Raw genomic sequence first — 17,142 nt, 5'->3', positions numbered from 1 at the left:
GCAAGGCCTGGCCTGGCCGCATCAGGCTTGTCGCCTGCAGCCTAACGCTGCTGCTGCTGCCGCCGCGCGCTTCGGCGTGCCTTGGTCTGTGCATCTTTCCTGGCCTGGCGCTCCGCATCTTTTTGCTGGCCCTCGGCAAGCCAGACCTCGAATTCGGCCGGAGTCTCCAGCGTGATGCGGCCAATGCTCACATCACGGAAGTCGGTCAGCACCAGCTCGGCCGCCTTTTGCAGGTTCACGCGGCCGCCACTCATCACGGCGCCACGCTTTTTGCCGATCATTGTCAGCAGCTCGTCATCATGCAACGCCGCAATTTCATCGGCCGAAATGCCCAGCTTGTAGCGCGCCTCCAGCATGGAAGCGTAGTGCTTTTGCAGATACAAAAGCAGCTCCAGCGCCACCAGGTCTTCGTCGTAGGCATTGCGCCCCACGGCACCGCTGGCCGCCAGGTTGTAGCCGCTTTTCTCCACGATGATGCGCGGCCACAGCATGCCGGGCGTGTCCCAGAGGTAGAAGTCGTCGGCCAGCACGATGCGCTGCTCCAGCTTGGTCACACCGGCCTCATTACCGGTCTTGGCCTGGGTCTTGCCGCTCATGGAGTTGATCAGCGTGGACTTGCCCACATTGGGCACGCCGCAGATCAGCACCCGCATGGGCTTGGCCAGACCGCCACGCGAGGGCGCCAGCAGCTTGCACTGCTCGATCAGACGCTTGGTGGGAGCAGGTTCCGAGGCGTCCAGCGCAATGGCGCGCGTCTCGCTCTGGGCGTTGTACCAGTCCATCCAGGCCTTGGTCTGGACCGGATCGGCCATATCCTGCTTGTTGAGTATCTTCAGGCGCGGCTTGTGGCCCGTCATCTCCTGCAGCAAGGGGTTGGCGCTGGAGCCGGGCAAGCGCGCATCCAGAACCTCGATGACCACATCGATTTCCTTGACGCGCTCCGTGATGGCCTGACGCGTCAGATGCATGTGACCGGGAAACCATTGGATGGCCATAAGCGGAGATCTTTCTTTTTTGCAGGGTGCGAGCACGCAATGGGCGCAAACACCCTTTTATGTCAGTGAATTCAGGCGCGCAAGGATAATCTCCCTCTGCTTTTCTGACCTGCCAGCTCGCTTATGCCCTTGCCCTCCGCCCCCCAAAAGTCCAAAGCCCGCAACGAAATTCTGATCAAGGGCCTGACGATTGCACTGATCGGCATCATCATCTTGCTGGCCCCTGTGTTCAAGCCTGAAAGCGGTATTGCCCAGCTGTTTGCCCAGTCCCATATCGTGGGCTGGTTTGCTCTGGTGCTGGGTCTGGCCTTCATCGCCCAGTTTCTCTGGGTTCGCTTCAAGAAATGAGCGACACAGCCCTGCTGCAGCCGCTGACACAGGCGCGCAGCCAGATTGCGCTGTGGCAGCAGCGCGCAGCAGCAGCGGCGGTGACGCTGCGCCAGCCGCCGCCCGAGCCCACGAGTTGCTGCGGGCGCGGCTGCAACGGCTGCGTCTGGGAAGGCTATTACGGCGCGCTGACTTTCTGGCTGGAGGATGCGGCCCAAGCCATGACCGAGGCCTGAAACCCGCTACACGGGACTCATGCCATTTCGGCTTCCAGCGCAGCCAGGCGAGGCACATGGACTTCTTTTTCCATGACGTCCACCTCGATATCGGCGATCTCGTTATCCAGCGCTTGATAGTCAATACGGAAGCGCCCCGCCCCTGCCTCCAGCCTTTGCGCCTGATGGAATAGCTCGCGCGCTGCTGCGCTGGATTCGGCCACCAGACCCGCGTTCTGGCTGGTCATATGGTCCAGTGCCTGCACCGCCTCGCTGATCTGGGCGATACCCTGGTTCTGGGCCTGTGCCGCCTCGGTGATCGAGGCGATCAGACCGCTGACCGTGCGCACATCGCGCACGATATGCTCCATGCGCTGGCCGGCCTGCAGCGCCAATGTCTGTCCCGACTTCATCTGTTTGGTGGAGTGCTCCATGAGCTGGCGGATCTGCTTAGCCGCTTCGGCACTGCGCTGGGCCAGCTCGCGTACCTCGGCCGCCACCACCGCAAAGCCACGGCCCTGAGTGCCTGCCCGCGCCGCTTCCACGGCGGCATTCAGCGCCAGGATATTGGTCTGGAAGGCAATGCCGTCAATCACCCCCACAATGGCAGCCACCTGCTGGCTGCTTTGCGCCATGTGCTCCATATTGCGAACCACCTCCTGCACCACGCTGCCTCCGCTGGCCGCCGCCTCGGCGGCACTGCGCGCACTCTGGTCGGCATGGCGCGCACTGTCGGCCGAATGGGTGACCAGGGTGACCATGTTTTCTATGCTGCTGACCGTGGCCTTGAGTTGCTCTGCAGCGTGGGCTGTGCGATCGGAGAGATCGCTGTTGTCCTGCGCCATCTGGCTGGATGCGGCAGCCACGGCCTCCACACCACCCTGCACCTCGCCTACCAGGCCGCGCAACTGCCTAGTCATCAGCGCCAGCGACTGCATGAGCCGACCCAGCTCGTCGCCGCGCCCCGTCGCCGGTGGTGCATAGCTGAGATCGCCCGCCGCAATGGTCTGCGCCAGCTGCACCGCCTCGCTCAAGGGCGTGGTGATGGAGCGAATCGTCGTCAACGACAGCAACGCCCCCACCAGGCCCATGAACAAGCCCACACCCATGGCCATACGCTTGGCGATGGCGGTTTGCTCGCGCCCATGCTGCTCGGCGTCCAGACGCTGCTGCTGCTGAGCCTCGATAAAGGCATCCTGCGCCTGGACATAGCGCCTGGAAGCGGGAATCAGTTGTTCGTCCACCAGCTTCTGCGCCTCCCAGGCCTTGCCCAGATCACGCGCCTGATAGGCCTGCTCGTAGATATCGAGCACTGCCTTGCGTTCCTGCTCCACCCTGGCCAGGCCGCTTCGATCGACTTCGCTCTGAGCATCGGCCTGCACCTGTTGCTGCAGACCACCAGCCTGTTGCATCAGCCCGCGAGCTTTCTGCGAGAGCTGAGCAATCAGATGCTCTTCCGAAGAGAGCACGCTGGCCAGCGCAGCCTCCACGCTCTGCAGCGTCAGCGCCTGCCAGCGCAGCGCAAGATTGATGCGCTTGTCCGTGGCCTGAACAGCGGCGCTGACCCGCTGCTCCACATTCTGCAGATAGCTGAACAGGCCGCCTGCCACCAGCACATTGCACAGCAACAGCCCCAGGAACAAGGCCCACATCTTGCGAGCCACCGAAAGGTTCTGGAATTTCTTCAACAACATGAGCACACCGCCGATCAAGCGCGAAGCGCAGTGCTCCGCTGATCGTTACGATATGAAACACAGATGACAGTGACGTGACAGCCGCAGCACCTAATGCAATAAAAAAGCGCCTGCAACCCAGAGATTGCAAGCGCTCCCAGCTATCAAATTCCAAGAATTACAGCAGGCTGGCTGGATCCATATAGCGCTGGCGCCACTCTTCGAACGTCACGGTGTCGGCAGCCTCGATGGCTTGCTGCGCGGTCACCGACTCCTGGCTCATCCGCTCGTAGCGCGCCTGCTGCTCGGCCGTCCAGGGCATGGCCAGCAAGGCATCGCGCGCCTTGGCGGACTGCGTGGTCATGAAGTCTATGAAACGATTGTCATAGGCGCTGGTGAGCTCCTTGAGCACATGGGCCGAAGGCGTGGACTGCGCATCCTGCACGCGGGCCAGGGCCTGATCCAGCGCAGCGCTGTAGTCGCTTGTGCCATGAGCAGCATCCAGCGCCTGGGCATAGGGACGGCATTGCTCGAGCACTTCCTGTGCCCAGTCGGTCAGCAGCACCTGCTGGCCGTTGCGCACCAGCTTCAGGCCCGGCTCGCGGCCCTGTTCCGCAGCCAGATGCTGGTTGTGCTTGAGGTCGGCAATTTCCTGGGGCGTGTCGTCGGGGCTGTCGCTGTGTAGGCAGTGCAGCAGGAAGACGTCGATCATGCGCATGGTGGCCGGCGCAATGCCCACGGTTTCATAGGGATCGATATCCATGAGCCGCACTTCCACATATTCCACACCGCGCTCGCGCAGCGCGTGCAGCGGGCGCTCGCCGCTCTTGACGGTGCGCTTGGGACGGATGGTGCCGTAGAACTCGTTCTCGATCTGCAGCAGGCCCGTGCCCAGCTGGTTGTAGTCGCCACCGGGGTTGCGCACGCCCAGTTGCTCGTAGGCCGGGTAAGGACGGGTCAGCGCCTCATGCAGCGAGTCCGCATAGCCGTCGAGTCCGTTGTAGCTGACATTGATGCTGGACTGCGCGTCGCTCTGATAGCCCAGGCGCCCCATGCGCAGCGATGTGGCATAGGGCAGGTACAGCGCATGCCTGCCGTCGCCCAGCGGCTGCAGGCGATGCTCGCGCCCTTCCACAAAGCAGGGACACAGCGCGGGAGAGGCGCCATACAGATACAGCAGCACAAAGGCGTTGCGGCGGAAGTTGCGGATCAGCGCAAAGTACTGGTCGCTGCTCACTCCGGGCAGCGACCAGTTGTAATGAATCCCCGAGATGGTCTGCATGCGACGGCCATAGCGGTGGCCCAGACCCATGCGGTACACACTCTTGGAACGGCCCGAGTGCGAGCTGCCATAGCGGCCCAGCGGAATCGTCTCGTCGGTGGGCAGGCGGCAGGGCATGCTGGAATTCCACATCAGCTCGCCGCTTTCGCTGAGGTTGCGCAGCACGAACTGATGGACTTCGGTCAGCTCGTCCAGGCATTCCTCGACACCCAGGCGTGCGCCGGTGATGAGTTCCAGCTGGGACTCGCTGTAATCGGTGGTGATGTGCGGGTGCGTGAGAGCCGAGCCCAGTTCCGCCGGGTGCGGCGTCAGGGCCAGCGAGCCCGTGGCCAGTGCCCGCAGTCCCTCTTTCTCGATGCCGCGACGAATGCCCAGCAGCCTTTCGGCGGTGGGCATATTCACGGCGGCCTGCGATGTCTTCATTGTTCTTACCTTCTTAGTGAAGACGCTGACGACAAACTTCGTCTGCCCAATCGCGCCCAGACGGCGAATGATAGAGAAACAAGACGCAACGCGATGGCGGCTGGCCGCTTAACCACGTTTTTCGGCCTGTTGAGCCGCCAAGAGCCAGGGCCTCTGCCAGAAATTTGTCAGGTTAACAGCAACCCAAACATGAGCACATGCTCACTCCAAAACAGAAAAAGCCCTCGCGAGAGGGCTTTTTTCAGCTGTGCTAATCGCAATCGCCTGCCGCTCTTGCCGCTCGTGCAGGGCAAAAAATGCTGCGACTTTGGCCTTGATCAATGTCCATGCGCTTTCATGGCCTTGCCCACTTCCACCTGTCCCTGGACGGCGCCACTGGCCGGCACCTGCTGGCCTTCGCTGGCCGTGACTTCAGCCAGACGCGCGGCCAACTCTTCGGGAACGGTCTCACCCATGCCCAGATAAACGCCTTCGGTCATGGTGATATGAGCGGCCTCGAAACCGCCTGCGCCGGCGCAGATAATGGTGCGCGTGGGCGCGCTCTCGTGCGCCAGCACCAGCATGGCAGGCACCACAGCCTCCGGCTTCAAGGCTTCCAGCACCGGCTCGGGCAGCAGACCCGCTGTCATGCGTGTGGCCGCCGTGGGGGCCAGCGCGTTGACCCGGATATTGTGTTTGGCCCCTTCGATGGCCAGCGTCTGCATCAGGCCCACCTGGGCCAGCTTGGCCGCGCCATAGTTGGCCTGGCCGAAATTGCCGTAGAGGCCCGTGGACGAAGTCGTCATCACGATGCGGCCATAGTTCTGCTCCTGCATATAGGGCCAGACCGCCTTGCAGCAATTGGCCGCGCCCATCAGGTGCACGTCGACGACCAGACGGAAGTCCGCCATGTCCATCTTGGCAAAGCTCTTGTCGCGCAGAATGCCGGCGTTGTTGACCAGAATGTCCACGCGCCCCCAGGCCGTGATGGCCTGCTTGACCATGGCCTGCACGGCGTCGAAGTCGGTCACGGAGGCCGCGTTGGCAATCGCCTCGCCGCCCGCAGCGCGGATTTCATCCACTACCTGCTGCGCCGCCGTGGCCGAACCGCCCGAGCCGTCCACCGCGCCGCCCAGATCGTTGACCACCACCTTGGCACCGCGCCTGGCCAGAGCCAGCGCATGCAGACGCCCCAGACCGCCGCCCGCTCCCGTCACGATGGCCACACGACCTTGAAAATCCATTGCCATGATGTGCTGCTCCTTGCTTGTGCATTGATGCAGCCACTTTAAGCGCCCATGCTGCAGCGCAGCGTAGCGTTTGCGACTGCCTGCGGGTAAGTCTGGAGAATGCTATCAATCCGGGAGCTTTTACCGCAGAAAATCACTTGGTTTCAATATTAAAACTATTCAAATTTCAAAATCTGTATTCGCTATAAGCTCTTCTTTCAATAGCAAAAAAATCAGTCATCCACAAGCGACGGCTTTTCCCCAATTTTTCTCAACAAGCCTGTGGACAAGCCTGAATATCTTTTGCAACAATTGCTCAAGTATTTGATTTATATAGAATTTTTCAAACCGCCTATTTTTTGATCAGCTCCTATCCGACAACCAGCCACTTATCCCGTCCTACGCTGGACATCCTTGTGAACAACTGCCACCGCCCCATGAATAAGTCAGGCAAGTCATTGATTTCAAAAGGTTCATTTTTCAGCGCTGAAAAAACAGGCAATCCGCACCGGGCCCACGGCCTTGGCAAACCGGCTAAAACAACGGGTTTTGCAAAGAATCACTACAGCGCCTCATGTCCAACGACTCTGCTTTTGCCCCTCCCTTCTTCATCGCCAAGTGCGAGCCCAGCGGCCAGCAGGTTGACGCCTGGGCCGACCAGTCCCTGCTGGACTCGCTGGAGAGCGGCGGCGTGAACTGGCCCAGCTCCTGCCGCAACGGCACCTGCCGCACCTGCATGGGGCAGTTGGTGTCGGGCAGCGTGCACTACGACATCGAGTGGCCGGGTGTGACGACCGAAGAGCAGGCCGAAGGCTATGTGCTGCCCTGCTGTGCCTATCCCGACAGCGATGTGGTGCTCAAGGATCATGAGTATTTGTAAGCCCCCTGAGCGGCGGGGCGGCTCTTGCCGGATGCCACGCCTTGGAACTGCATCCGGTTCTTGCACTGCATCATGGTTTCAGGGTCGGCTTGCGCGCTCAAAGCCCGCTCTGCAATAGAATGAGCGCTTTCCGCAAGGCCTTGTCCTGCAGAAAGCGGCTCCGCCCAGGCGGCCTCCCGCCTCACACGTTCTTTGGAAGTCCTGCCTGCGCCCATGGCGGCGTCGGCAATGCCTCACTGGTGCGTGTCATGCGCCAGCCGCCGACTGCAGTGCATCGCATCCAGTTCACGTCCAAGAAGGCATTCCATGAACAGCTCCCTCCAACCTGTGCCCATCTCGCCCGTCGAAGAAATCGTGGCGGAAATGCGTGCCGGCCGCATGGTCGTTCTCGTTGACGAAGAAGACCGTGAGAACGAAGGCGATCTGGTTCTGGCATCCGACCATGTCACAGCAGAAGCCATCAACTTCATGGCCCGCTTCGGCCGTGGCCTGATCTGCCTGACGCTGACCCGCGAGCGCTGCGAATTCCTCAAGCTGCCTCCCATGGCCGCGCGCAACGGCACCGTGTACAGCACGGCCTTCACCATTTCCATCGAAGCCGCCGAAGGCGTGACCACCGGCATCTCGGCCGCCGACCGTGCACGTACCATCCAGGTGGCCGTGAACAAGAACAGCCAGCCCAGCGATCTGGTGCAGCCCGGCCATATCTTCCCGCTGCAGGCCGTGGACGGCGGCGTGCTCATGCGCGCCGGCCATACCGAGGCTGGTTGCGATCTGGCCGCGCTGGCAGGCTGCACGCCCTCGGCCGTGATCTGCGAGATCATGAAGGACGACGGCACCATGGCCCGCCTGCCCGATCTGCAGCTGTTCTGTGCCGAGCACGGTATCAAGATCGGCACGATTGCCGACCTCATCGAATACCGCAGCCGCAACGAATCCCTGCTGCAGAAAGTGGGCAGCCGCCCCATGCAGACGGCCCATGGCGAATTCATCGCCCATGCCTTCCGCGACGTGCCCAGCGGCTCCGTGCATCTGGCACTGGTCAAGGGCGAATGGCAGCCCGACACCACCGTGCCCGTGCGCGTGCACGAGCCGCTGTCGGTGCTCGATGCGCTCGAAACCGGCCGCAACCAGCATTCCTGGTGCCTGGACGAAAGCCTCAAGTACATCAACGGCAATGGCCAAGGCGTGGCCGTGCTGCTCAACTGCAGCGAGTCCGGCGAGCAGTTGCTGACCCAGTTCGAAGGCAAGGCCCGTTCTGCCCAGGCGCCAGAGCGTGGCCGCATGGACCTGCGCACCTATGGCGTGGGCGCGCAAATCCTGCGCGAGTTGGGCGTGAGCAAGATGCACCTCATGGGCCAGCCCCGCCGCATGCCCAGCATGGCAGGCTACGGCCTGGAAATCACGGGCTACATCCCCAAAGAATAAGAGACGGAACACCAGATGCAAAACGCAGAAAAAGGCCAAGGCCAGAACCTCAACGGAGCCGAACTGAAGATCGGCATCGTGCAAGCACGCTTCAACGAAAGCATTACCAACACCCTGTTTGCCTCCTGCCGCGATGAGCTGCTGGCATTGGGTGTGAAGAGCGAGAACATCGACCATGTCACCGTCCCCGGCGCACTCGAAGTGCCCGTGGCGCTGCAGACACTGGCCGACACCGATCAGTACGACGCCCTGGTGGCGCTGGGCTGCATCATCCGTGGGGAGACATACCACTTCGAGCTGGTAGCCAACGAATCGGGCGCAGGCGTGACACGCCTGTCCCTGGACTACCGCCTGCCGATCGCCAACGCGATCATCACCACTGAAAACATGGAGCAAGCCATTGCCCGCCAGGTAGACAAGGGCCGCGACGCCGCCCAGGTCGCCGTGGAAATGGCCAATCTGCTCAACTCCTACGACGATCATGAGTGAAGAACAATCCAGCGAGTCCGGCTCGCGCCGCCCTCCCCAGAAGCGCACCGGCCTGACCAGCACCGGCGCACGCAAGGCGGGCTCCAAATCCAATCGCAGCCGCGCACGCGAGTTCGCACTGCAAGGCCTGTATCAGCACATCGTGGGCCGCAATGCGGTGCTCGACATCGACCGCTTCACGCGCGATCTGGCCGGCTTTCACAAGGCCGACGTGGTGCACTACGATGCACTGCTGCGCGGCTGCGTGGAAAACGAAGCTGCACTGGATGCACTGATCACGCCCAAGCTCGATCGCGGCCTGACCGAGATCTCGCCCATCGAACATGCCTGCATGTGGATTGGTGTGTACGAGTTCCAGAACTGCCCCGACGTGCCCTGGCGCGTGGTGCTCAACGAGTGCATCGAGCTGGCCAAGGAATTCGGCGGCACCGACGGTCACAAGTATGTCAACGCCGTGCTCAACGGACTGGCTCCCGAGCTGCGCGCCACCGAAGTGGCGCATGACCGCGCCAACAAGTCTGCGAGCTGAACCGCTTGATCTGCAGCGCCGTGCCTGCGCGGCCCTGCTGGCGCCACATGCATAGTCAATGCAAATACTGCAACAGGGCCGCAGGTGCTATCGTGCACCGGCTGGCTGGTTGCAGTTTTTTTATGGGTGCCAGGCTGCTGTACCGGCTGCATCCTCCGGCACCAGACTGCACCCGAACGCTGATTGATTGAAAGAATAACGTCGTCCATGTCCGTCATTGAGCTTTCCCGCCGCGCCCAACGTATCGAGCCTTTTTACGTCATGGAAATGGCCAAGCACGCGCAGGAAGTGGCCCGCCAGTCCAGCGCCAGCGGCACGCCCATGATCTATCTGAACATTGGCGAGCCGGACTTCAGCGCCCCGCCTCTGGTGCAGCAAGCGGCAGAGCGCGCCATTCGCGACGGTCGCACGCAATATACCCAGGCACCAGGCCTGCCCGAGCTGCGCGAGCGCATCAGCGCCTGGTACGCCAGCCGCTTCGGCATGGACGTGCCGGCGCGCCGCATCATCATCACGGCCGGCGCCTCGGCCGCGCTGCAGCTGGCCTGTCTGGCGCTGATCGACGAGGGCGACGAGGTGCTGATGCCCGATCCCAGCTACCCCTGCAACCGCCACTTTGTCTCGGCGGCCGAGGGCAAGCCGGTGCTCATCCCCTCCTCGGCGGCGGAGCGCTTCCAGCTCAGCGCCGCCAAGGTCGAAGCCGCCTGGAGCGAGCGCACACGCGGCGTGATGCTGGCCTCGCCGTCCAACCCCACGGGCACTTCGATTGCTCCCGATGAGCTGCGCCGCATCCACGACGTCGTGCGCGCCAAAGGCGGGTTGACCATCGTCGACGAAATCTATCTGGGCCTGTCCTACGACGAAGCCTTTGGCCAATCGGCCCTGAAGCTGGGCGATGACATCATCTCCATCAACAGCTTTAGCAAATACTTCAATATGACGGGCTGGCGCCTGGGCTGGATGGTCGTGCCCGAGTCGCTGGTCGCGCCCATAGAGATGCTGGCCCAGCATCTGTTCATCTGTGCCAGCACCGTATCGCAATATGCGGCCCTCGCCTGCTTCGAGCCCGAGAGCATTGCCGAATACGAGCGCCGCCGCGCCGAGTTCAAGGCCCGCCGCGACTACTTCATCCCGGCTCTCGAATCGATAGGCCTGCCCGTGCCCGTCAAGCCCGACGGCGCTTTCTACGCCTGGGCCGACTGCCGCGCTGCCGCCGAGAAGCTCGGCGTCAAGGGCAGCTGGGATTTTGCCTATGCGCTGATGAACCAGGCTCACCTGGCCATCACCCCCGGCCGCGACTTCGGTCAGGCCGAGACGGCGAACTATGTGCGCTTTTCCACCGCCAACTCCATGGAGCAGCTGCAGGAAGCCATTGCTCGCATGAAAAAGCTCTTCTGCTGAATCCGTGATGATGCAGAGCCAACCAGCGCCTTTGCCTGACGGGGCCGATGCCATGCAAGCCGCCGCAGCCGGGGTGTTCACATTCCCGATACGCGTTTACTGGGAAGACACCGATACGCGCGTGTTGACGGCATGGACACCGTAACAGCGTGTCGTTAACCTATGGACATGCAATCATCCATCCCCACCCCAGAGACCTTCCCGCACTTCTTGGAGCTGGAACTGAAGGTTCGAGACTACGAATGCGACATGGATCACGTTGTGAACAACGCGGTCTATCTCAACTACCTAGAGCATGCTCGACATGAACTGCTTGCCACCAAGGGCCTCAAGTTCGGGGAGCTTTCCAAACGAGGCATTAGCTTGGTCATAACCCGCATTGAGGTTGACTACAGGGGTTCACTCCTTAGCGGAGACTCTTTCGTCGTTCACACAGCCCTAGAGCGCAGCGGAAGAATCCGCTTTCTTTTCAAGCAGTACATCCATCGACTTCCAGACAACCGGCTGATGTTGAGCGCGGTTGTGACGGGGACCGCGTTGAATTCGCGAGGCCGACCTGAGTTCCCGGCAGAGATTGAGCAAGCTTTTAACTAATCAGCCCCATAATCAGAGCGGAGAAAACAGCATGTAGGAGCCTGCTGATGGCCTCGCTTGAGTTGATTCACTACATCCCACATCGTCCTATCGTTGGGATGGATGGCCAAGTGGCCTGGGCGCGCGACACCGCATGCCGTCCTATCAAGAAGTTGCCCCAACTTTTCTGGTGCGATGGAACACCATGGTTAGAGGCCAATTTATGGGCTCATGAGCGTGCCACATCCGGCAAGATCGATATCAAGACGGTTCAATCCAATCTGCGGCACCTGCACAAATATGCAGGATGGCTTGAGTCCGAGGAGGTAGATTGGCGTCACTTTCCGATGCTTGAGCGAGACAGAGTGCTTATCCGCTGGCGCAAACATTTGATGGAACTGCGCGACAAGTATGGGTTGCTGGCGCCATCTACTGCCACCCACCGGATGAACGCGACAATTCATTTCTACCGCCACGTCCGGACCTATGATTTGATTGGAAAGGATGCGCCGCTATGGCAAGAGCGGCAGATTCTCCATCGCTTTCACGATGCCCACGGTTTCGAGCGCACAATGCGGCTTTCAAGCACGGACTTGGCCATCCCCAATCGAGCTCGGCACGGGTTGCAACTAGAAGACGGGCTTACCCCGCTCACTGGAGAACAAATGCTCGAGCTACTGGCCTTCACTTCGCAAGAGGAACATGCCAGCCGCGAACTTCATTTAATGCTCCAACTTGGCTTTTATTCCGGAGCTCGCATCGAGACCATCACTGATTTAAAACGTGGAACGCTCGAAAATGCGACAGCCGACCCTTCAACTCCGGGCTTGATCTATCTGGCAGTAGGACCTGGTCATAAGCCTCATGTGGCCACAAAGTTCGATGTACGAGGGAGCATCGTAGTGCCGGATTGGTTGTTCCAAGCATTGCAGGATTACGTAACTGACACGAATCGGCTCAAGCGCGAGACGCTGGCCCCTCCGGAACACAAGGATCTCGTCTTCCTGACACGCTACGGAAACCGCTACGCTGATCGTGAATCCGACTCAGGCACAGCGATTGATCGCGCCATGGTGGACCTTCGACGCAAGGCAACAGATGCAGGATTGAAGTTCTCCAAGCACTTTCACTTTCACATGACACGAGCGACTTTTGGTACTTGGTTGACATCAACCCTGCTAGAGCACGGCTTCAATGTCAAGGCAGTCCTTACCTTCGTCTGCGATGCCATGCTACACAAGGATGTTGAGACCACACTACGATATATCAAATTTGTCGATCAAACCCCCATCAAGATCAAGGTGGCCAATGAGTTTACACAGGCGTTCCTGGGGTTGAGCACGCGACTTGGTAGCGATCATGTTTGAGCAGAACCTATCAGGACTGATTTTTCCCAACATGACCTTTGGGAAGTATGAAACACCATGGGACTTGGTGCGTTGGATTTACAAGGGTGGCTCAAAAGCCAACGTCAGAACGGTCACAACCAAGATTACATCAGGCCAGCTTGGCCAGCCCTTGATGGAGCGCATTGAGCTCGTGCACCAAATCCATGAAGTTCTTTCAAACTACCTTGATCGCGGCAGCAGACGAGAAACAGTGAGGAGCGTAATCGATAAATTGACGTTACTTTTTCGCTGGGCAGACGAAAACAATAAAGAACTCAGCTTGGCATCCATTGAGTCCAGTTACCTACACTGGACCGACTGGCTCCTACATCGCGTACGGATCAAAAATGATCTGTCCGAGAGGACCGCCTATAGCTACGGCTCCGTGGCAGGATGGGCGCTAGATCGCGTTTTGGAACGTAGCATCCCCATCGTCAAGACAACTCGCCTGAGCTTACCCAAGCGTACTCCCCGCGCAGTCCGCCCCCAAGCAGACAAACAAAACCTAGAAGAGACCTTCGCTCTAGGACATTTTCTGCTGGATATTGCAGACGCGTTGCATGTGGATGCCATCTGGGGACCAATACCAGTTCGCATCCAACTGCGCAATGGCATCGCACTAGAGGAATGGTCGGGATTGAAGCGCTCCGAGACCCTAAAGCCTCCCAACCCCAAATACCCTAATCAGACAAAATTCCTCGCCAAAAAGTCAGCGCAGAAACGCGCTAAATGGACAGCTGAAACCACCTTCCGGACACGTTACCCTCTCATCAACCTACGCATTCAAGCTGAGATGTTCATGCTTATGGGACAACCAGCAGTGAACTTGGCACAGACACATCAATTACGCATGGATCAATGGCGATACAAGCCATCCACCCATGGATACGAAATTCGCACATACAAGCATCGCCGATGGGGGCCGGTGGTGTTCGAAATCTACTCCCAATATCGTCAGGTCTTCGAGCGTTATTTGAAGTGGCGAACTGCCATCTTCCCCGACGACCCGAATGGGCTGCTCTTTCCCTTACTTGGCCATGGCGGCAAGCAAACCACCCGCCATCCGGAAAAGCACCCGATGTTTAACAACCTCAAAAATGCTTGCGTACGGGCGGGCATCAAATACCTTCCTCCCAGTGCACTACGCCAGACTAACGTCAACTGGCTACTTCGACGTACGCAGGACCCTGACCTTACCGCAAACGAGAAACAGCATGCCGTTAAGACACTGCTGAGCGTGTACGAGAAGCCAAGCCTACAGCGGGCCATGGTACAAATCAAAAACTTTTGGGCGCAGTATGACCCGGCCCAGGCGGCCGTCGGGATAGGCACATGTCTGGGAAAGACCCCAGAGCCCATTGCAAACAAACCGGCTCCTGCGACTCAGCCAGATTGCCTGACTCCCACCGGATGCTTGTTCTGCAAACACCTACGGGAAATCGACAGCTTCGATCATGTGTGGTCATTGGCAAGCTTTCGCTTACTCAAATCTTTTGAACTCGGAGCTCAAGCGCCAGTTGAACCTAGGAAGGCCGTGCCAAAGCACCCTGCCGAAATTGCCATTGAAAGAATAACTGCCAAGGTGAACTACATCAAGAATTCAAGTCCTCAACGCGGTGAATGGGTTCAGGAAGCACTGCTTCGCATCGAGGAAGGTCGCTACCACCCGACCTGGGCCTGGATGATCGAGAGTTTGTAATCGGATGCGGACTCCGGTTGAGTTGACCACCTACGCCGGTTGCGGCTGACCAGTCTGCTCGTCGTGACCGGCTCAATGGAGAGCTGTGGCCAACGTCTGCGCAAATTGCCAATACCGGTGGACGAGCCTCCCCCCTCTACCAGGACACCTTGCACTCAAGGAGCTGACTGGTGGTGCATATTCACTGGCCGCTCAACCGCTTGCCAAAAGACACGGCATAGGCTTGCGAACGGAATCGAAGCACTGGATCATTGGTTGGCGCAATGCCGTCGGCCATGACCATGGGGTCGAAATTGACCGTCTCGCACGCAGCGCCTTTCTGGGGCGATGCGCTGGTGATGGTCAACGTGCCGGCCTTGAACTCGGGCCGCTCTACCGGCCAGGGCTGCGTCGGATCGTCCCGCGGGTCGCCCGGCTGCCCCACGGCCACCAGCATGTCCCAGCGGACTGGCTGCTTCGCCGTGGCATCAATCAAGCCCTTTTCCAGAAAGTCGGCGCCGACTGTCTTCAATGCCTTATCGCTCAAAGGCCTCTCGCCGCCTTGCGGCACGAAGCGCCAGCGCACCGGCGTCACCTTGTCATGGATGTCGATGAACTTGAAGGTGTGAATGCCGAAGTAAGCGCTGTGGGCATAGCTGTCGGGCGGGTTGTGGCCCGCCAGGTACTGCGCCTGCGCCAGGTTATCTGGATGGGCCGCCTTGAAGGCTTTGAGCTTTTCCGGGTCGGGCTTGCCGGTGGCGGGATCGGGGCGCTGGGCCAGCGTCAGGTCCAGGAAGGTCTTCGGGCTAGCCGCGCCGAACATCGGCGTGTTCAGCATGGACATCTGGTGCAACTGCCCCTGCGGCAGCTTGAACTGCAGCGCCATGCCGCGCGGGCTCTTCGCTACGTCTGGCGCATGAGGATTGCCGCCGGCCAGAGAGAAGCGTGCAACCACCGGTACGGCCTTGCCGGAGAACAGTGCGGAGCGCGAGTACTTTTCCGCTTCGGCAGTACCGATGAATTCACCACTCGCACACGTCCCCTTGGTGTGATTCCGGCGCTCTCCCTGATGGACACCAAAGGTGCCCTCGAGCGCCTGGACCACCTGCGGTGCCGTCACTTCCGGCTCGGCCGCCTGCGAGAACATTGGTGGCAATGCCATCACACTGACCATAACGAAATTCATTTTCCTGCGTGTCATAGATTCTCTTGTCTTGGATTGGGTCTACAGCGCTGGCGCTTCCTGCAGACCGTACATAGCCTTCGGAACCAATACCATTGGCTCCTCATGCGTGCGTGTCTATCCTGTTGCGGTGGGGATCAGCGCTGCGGCACCCATCCAGCGCCGCAGCGTAAGACCACAGAACCTTCAGGGCTTGGCGGCGTGCCAAGCGTTGTTGAGAAAGCCATCGCCCGTCTTGTCGCCGGGCTTGGCATCCTTGCTCCAGAAGTAAAGCGGACGGCCTTTGTAGGCCCACTGCTTGCCGCCGTCATCGCGGCTCACCACGCTCCAGTCGCTGCTGGCGGCAGCGCTCGCGGCCACCAGCAGCGGCGGCCAGTTGGTGGCGCAACCGCCGTTGCATACGCTCTTGCCGGAGCCTGCGGCATCCTTGTCAAAGACATACAGCGTCATCTGGTTGGGGCCGACCAGCACACCGTTCATAGCGCTGGCCGGGGCCTCTGCCTGGGTCTTGGGCGCCATGGTGCAGGCGGCCAGCAGCACCGAGCCGAGGATGGAAAAGGTTGCGAGGCGGGTCATGGAGGTTCTCCTTGGGGTTGACCTGCAGTAAACAGGCCAACTAGGCGGTTTATTCCATGGGAAATCATATTTATTTGACCCTGCCTGCATCGTCGGCCTTGCCGATCCACCGGATGGTCTACTTGGTTGTAGAGTGCCGCCAAGGCCTGCGCTCGTCGGGAAGGCCCTGCATATCGGCCCTACAGGGCCCATGCACACACTGGAGTCGGTGCTGACCTGCTCGCACTGCGGCCATGTCAAGCATGAGACCATGCCGATCGATGCCTACCAGTTCTTCTGCGAGTGCGAACAATGCTGAACGTTGCTATGCCCAAAGGCGGGGGCTGCTGGATTTTCTGCTTCTACGAATTGACCTTACCCCCGAAAACTGTAGTTCTTAGCTTTGAACAGAATCTCGGTAAGGAACCAAGAGACGACATCAAAGCAAGTGCGTGCGCAATACACGCAAGAGTTCAAGTTGGAGTCCGTCAGGCAGGTGCAGCAAGGGCAGTCCACGGCTGTAGTGGGTAAGGTCCTGGGTATTCCCCAAAGCCAGTTTGTCTAACGGGGTCAGGCAAGCGGCCGTGGGTCAGCTTGATGGAGCCTGCAGTGATGCCACTCAGCCCAAGGTCACTCCACAGCAAATGGAGATAGCTCGCCTACAGGCAGAGAACGCACGGTTGCGCATGGAGCGATATATCGCAAAAAAGCGGCGGCGTACTTCGCCCAGATGTGCTGCGAGACACGCCTGAGATCTACCAAATGAAGGCCGTATATCCCGTAGCTATGTCGTACGCCGTGCTGCAGGTCAGTAACAGCAGATACTTCTGTTGGCAACGCAGGCTACATGAAAGTAGCAAGGCAACTGGCATGCGCTGTAGTGAAGCGGCGGCTGTGGCGAACATTCGAGCCATC

17 protein-coding genes are annotated in these 17,142 nt (G+C 60.0%); 11 read left to right on the top strand and 6 right to left on the bottom strand.

Annotated elements, in window-relative coordinates; translation table 11 throughout:
- Nucleotides 1-41 precede the first annotated feature (41 nt).
- A complete protein-coding gene (gene ylqF / locus CSE6_RS20095; protein WP_034359425.1) occupies nucleotides 42-995 on the bottom strand; it encodes a ribosome biogenesis GTPase YlqF in 954 nt (317 codons plus the stop codon).
- Between the two features lie 123 nt (nucleotides 996-1,118).
- On the opposite strand from ylqF, the gene CSE6_RS20090 reads away from it, so the two are divergent.
- On the top strand, nucleotides 1,119-1,343 hold the full coding sequence (locus tag CSE6_RS20090) for a hypothetical protein (protein ID WP_003063898.1): 225 nt from the start codon (nucleotides 1,119-1,121) through the stop codon (nucleotides 1,341-1,343).
- Nucleotides 1,340-1,558 carry an oxidoreductase-like domain-containing protein gene (locus CSE6_RS20085; RefSeq protein WP_080746229.1) on the top strand — a complete coding sequence of 73 codons (219 nt, stop codon included), beginning with the start codon at nucleotides 1,340-1,342 and terminating at the stop codon, nucleotides 1,556-1,558. Before CSE6_RS20090 ends, CSE6_RS20085 begins: the two co-directional genes overlap by 4 nt.
- A gap of 17 nt (nucleotides 1,559-1,575) precedes the next feature.
- Here CSE6_RS20085 and CSE6_RS20080 read toward each other — a convergent pair whose 3' ends face one another.
- The 3 genes from CSE6_RS20080 to CSE6_RS20070 form a co-directional block, all read right to left on the bottom strand.
- Nucleotides 1,576-3,231: a methyl-accepting chemotaxis protein gene (locus CSE6_RS20080; RefSeq protein ID WP_238585749.1), complete on the bottom strand. Its 1,656-nt coding sequence runs from the start codon at nucleotides 3,229-3,231 to the stop codon at nucleotides 1,576-1,578.
- 157 nt (nucleotides 3,232-3,388) lie between these two features.
- Nucleotides 3,389-4,915 (bottom strand): glutamate--cysteine ligase, encoded by a 1,527-nt coding sequence (gene gshA / locus CSE6_RS20075; protein WP_034391903.1) that lies wholly within the window; start codon nucleotides 4,913-4,915, stop codon nucleotides 3,389-3,391.
- Between the two features lie 317 nt (nucleotides 4,916-5,232).
- Entirely contained in the window at nucleotides 5,233-6,144 is a 912-nt protein-coding gene (locus CSE6_RS20070) for an SDR family NAD(P)-dependent oxidoreductase (protein WP_034405817.1), read from the bottom strand.
- A 553-nt stretch (nucleotides 6,145-6,697) separates the two neighbouring features.
- Between CSE6_RS20070 and CSE6_RS20065 the strand changes: the two genes are divergently transcribed.
- The 9 genes from CSE6_RS20065 to CSE6_RS20025 all read left to right on the top strand — a co-directional run bounded on the left by CSE6_RS20065 (nucleotide 6,698) and on the right by CSE6_RS20025 (nucleotide 14,510).
- Nucleotides 6,698-7,003, top strand: coding sequence for a 2Fe-2S iron-sulfur cluster-binding protein (locus tag CSE6_RS20065; RefSeq protein ID WP_012839207.1), 306 nt, complete (start codon nucleotides 6,698-6,700; stop codon nucleotides 7,001-7,003).
- A 306-nt stretch (nucleotides 7,004-7,309) separates the two neighbouring features.
- Nucleotides 7,310-8,431 carry a bifunctional 3,4-dihydroxy-2-butanone-4-phosphate synthase/GTP cyclohydrolase II gene (gene ribBA / locus CSE6_RS20060; protein ID WP_003063911.1) on the top strand — a complete coding sequence of 374 codons (1,122 nt, stop codon included), beginning with the start codon at nucleotides 7,310-7,312 and terminating at the stop codon, nucleotides 8,429-8,431.
- Nucleotides 8,432-8,446: 15 nt separating this feature from the next.
- Nucleotides 8,447-8,920: a 6,7-dimethyl-8-ribityllumazine synthase gene (ribH, locus tag CSE6_RS20055; protein WP_003063913.1), complete on the top strand. Its 474-nt coding sequence runs from the start codon at nucleotides 8,447-8,449 to the stop codon at nucleotides 8,918-8,920.
- Nucleotides 8,913-9,449, top strand: a complete 537-nt coding sequence (gene nusB, locus CSE6_RS20050; RefSeq protein ID WP_003063915.1) for a transcription antitermination factor NusB — start codon at nucleotides 8,913-8,915, stop codon at nucleotides 9,447-9,449. Before ribH ends, nusB begins: the two co-directional genes overlap by 8 nt.
- A 207-nt stretch (nucleotides 9,450-9,656) precedes the next feature.
- Nucleotides 9,657-10,850, top strand: coding sequence for a pyridoxal phosphate-dependent aminotransferase (locus CSE6_RS20045; protein WP_187771854.1), 1,194 nt, complete (start codon nucleotides 9,657-9,659; stop codon nucleotides 10,848-10,850).
- Nucleotides 10,851-10,857: 7 nt separating this feature from the next.
- Nucleotides 10,858-10,995 carry a hypothetical protein gene (locus tag CSE6_RS20040; protein WP_238585748.1) on the top strand — a complete coding sequence of 46 codons (138 nt, stop codon included), beginning with the start codon at nucleotides 10,858-10,860 and terminating at the stop codon, nucleotides 10,993-10,995.
- A 23-nt stretch (nucleotides 10,996-11,018) separates the two neighbouring features.
- Complete coding sequence (locus CSE6_RS20035) at nucleotides 11,019-11,444, top strand: thioesterase family protein (protein ID WP_059441325.1); 426 nt, start codon at nucleotides 11,019-11,021, stop codon at nucleotides 11,442-11,444.
- Nucleotides 11,445-11,491: 47 nt separating this feature from the next.
- Complete coding sequence (locus CSE6_RS20030) at nucleotides 11,492-12,790, top strand: site-specific integrase (RefSeq protein WP_059441292.1); 1,299 nt, start codon at nucleotides 11,492-11,494, stop codon at nucleotides 12,788-12,790.
- On the top strand, nucleotides 12,783-14,510 hold the full coding sequence (locus tag CSE6_RS20025; RefSeq protein WP_059441291.1) for a hypothetical protein: 1,728 nt from the start codon (nucleotides 12,783-12,785) through the stop codon (nucleotides 14,508-14,510). The genes CSE6_RS20030 and CSE6_RS20025 overlap by 8 nt, the downstream gene beginning before the upstream one ends.
- A 181-nt stretch (nucleotides 14,511-14,691) precedes the next feature.
- On the opposite strand, the gene CSE6_RS20020 is transcribed toward CSE6_RS20025, so the two are convergent.
- Together CSE6_RS20020 and CSE6_RS20015 are read right to left on the bottom strand one after the other, a co-directional pair.
- Nucleotides 14,692-15,690, bottom strand: coding sequence for a catalase family peroxidase (locus CSE6_RS20020; RefSeq protein WP_193751150.1), 999 nt, complete (start codon nucleotides 15,688-15,690; stop codon nucleotides 14,692-14,694).
- Nucleotides 15,691-15,858: 168 nt separating this feature from the next.
- Nucleotides 15,859-16,248, bottom strand: a complete 390-nt coding sequence (locus CSE6_RS20015; RefSeq protein ID WP_059441289.1) for a hypothetical protein — start codon at nucleotides 16,246-16,248, stop codon at nucleotides 15,859-15,861.
- Between the last annotated feature and the right edge of the window lie 894 nt (nucleotides 16,249-17,142).

This window comes from Comamonas sp. E6, from assembly GCF_001010305.1.
GTDB classification, from domain to species: domain Bacteria; phylum Pseudomonadota; class Gammaproteobacteria; order Burkholderiales; family Burkholderiaceae_C; genus Comamonas; species Comamonas thiooxydans.
This window is presented reverse-complemented; position numbering and strand designations above follow the sequence as displayed.

Bases quoted from the DNA above. Each gene is read 5' to 3' on its own strand.
- CSE6_RS20065 (WP_012839207.1), top strand. From the start codon at position 6,698: ATGTCCAACGACTCTGCTTTTGCCCCTCCCTTCTTCATCGCCAAGTGC.
- CSE6_RS20080 (WP_238585749.1), bottom strand. From the start codon at position 3,231: ATGTTGTTGAAGAAATTCCAGAACCTTTCGGTGGCTCGCAAGATGTGG.
- CSE6_RS20035 (WP_059441325.1), top strand. From the start codon at position 11,019: ATGCAATCATCCATCCCCACCCCAGAGACCTTCCCGCACTTCTTGGAG.
- CSE6_RS20070 (WP_034405817.1), bottom strand. From the start codon at position 6,144: ATGGCAATGGATTTTCAAGGTCGTGTGGCCATCGTGACGGGAGCGGGC.
- CSE6_RS20015 (WP_059441289.1), bottom strand. From the start codon at position 16,248: ATGACCCGCCTCGCAACCTTTTCCATCCTCGGCTCGGTGCTGCTGGCC.
- CSE6_RS20045 (WP_187771854.1), top strand. From the start codon at position 9,657: ATGTCCGTCATTGAGCTTTCCCGCCGCGCCCAACGTATCGAGCCTTTT.
- gshA (WP_034391903.1), bottom strand. From the start codon at position 4,915: ATGAAGACATCGCAGGCCGCCGTGAATATGCCCACCGCCGAAAGGCTG.
- CSE6_RS20085 (WP_080746229.1), top strand. From the start codon at position 1,340: ATGAGCGACACAGCCCTGCTGCAGCCGCTGACACAGGCGCGCAGCCAG.
- ribH (WP_003063913.1), top strand. From the start codon at position 8,447: ATGCAAAACGCAGAAAAAGGCCAAGGCCAGAACCTCAACGGAGCCGAA.
- CSE6_RS20090 (WP_003063898.1), top strand. From the start codon at position 1,119: ATGCCCTTGCCCTCCGCCCCCCAAAAGTCCAAAGCCCGCAACGAAATT.
- CSE6_RS20040 (WP_238585748.1), top strand. From the start codon at position 10,858: ATGATGCAGAGCCAACCAGCGCCTTTGCCTGACGGGGCCGATGCCATG.
- nusB (WP_003063915.1), top strand. From the start codon at position 8,913: ATGAGTGAAGAACAATCCAGCGAGTCCGGCTCGCGCCGCCCTCCCCAG.
- CSE6_RS20030 (WP_059441292.1), top strand. From the start codon at position 11,492: ATGGCCTCGCTTGAGTTGATTCACTACATCCCACATCGTCCTATCGTT.
- ylqF (WP_034359425.1), bottom strand. From the start codon at position 995: ATGGCCATCCAATGGTTTCCCGGTCACATGCATCTGACGCGTCAGGCC.
- ribBA (WP_003063911.1), top strand. From the start codon at position 7,310: ATGAACAGCTCCCTCCAACCTGTGCCCATCTCGCCCGTCGAAGAAATC.
- CSE6_RS20025 (WP_059441291.1), top strand. From the start codon at position 12,783: ATGTTTGAGCAGAACCTATCAGGACTGATTTTTCCCAACATGACCTTT.
- CSE6_RS20020 (WP_193751150.1), bottom strand. From the start codon at position 15,690: ATGACACGCAGGAAAATGAATTTCGTTATGGTCAGTGTGATGGCATTG.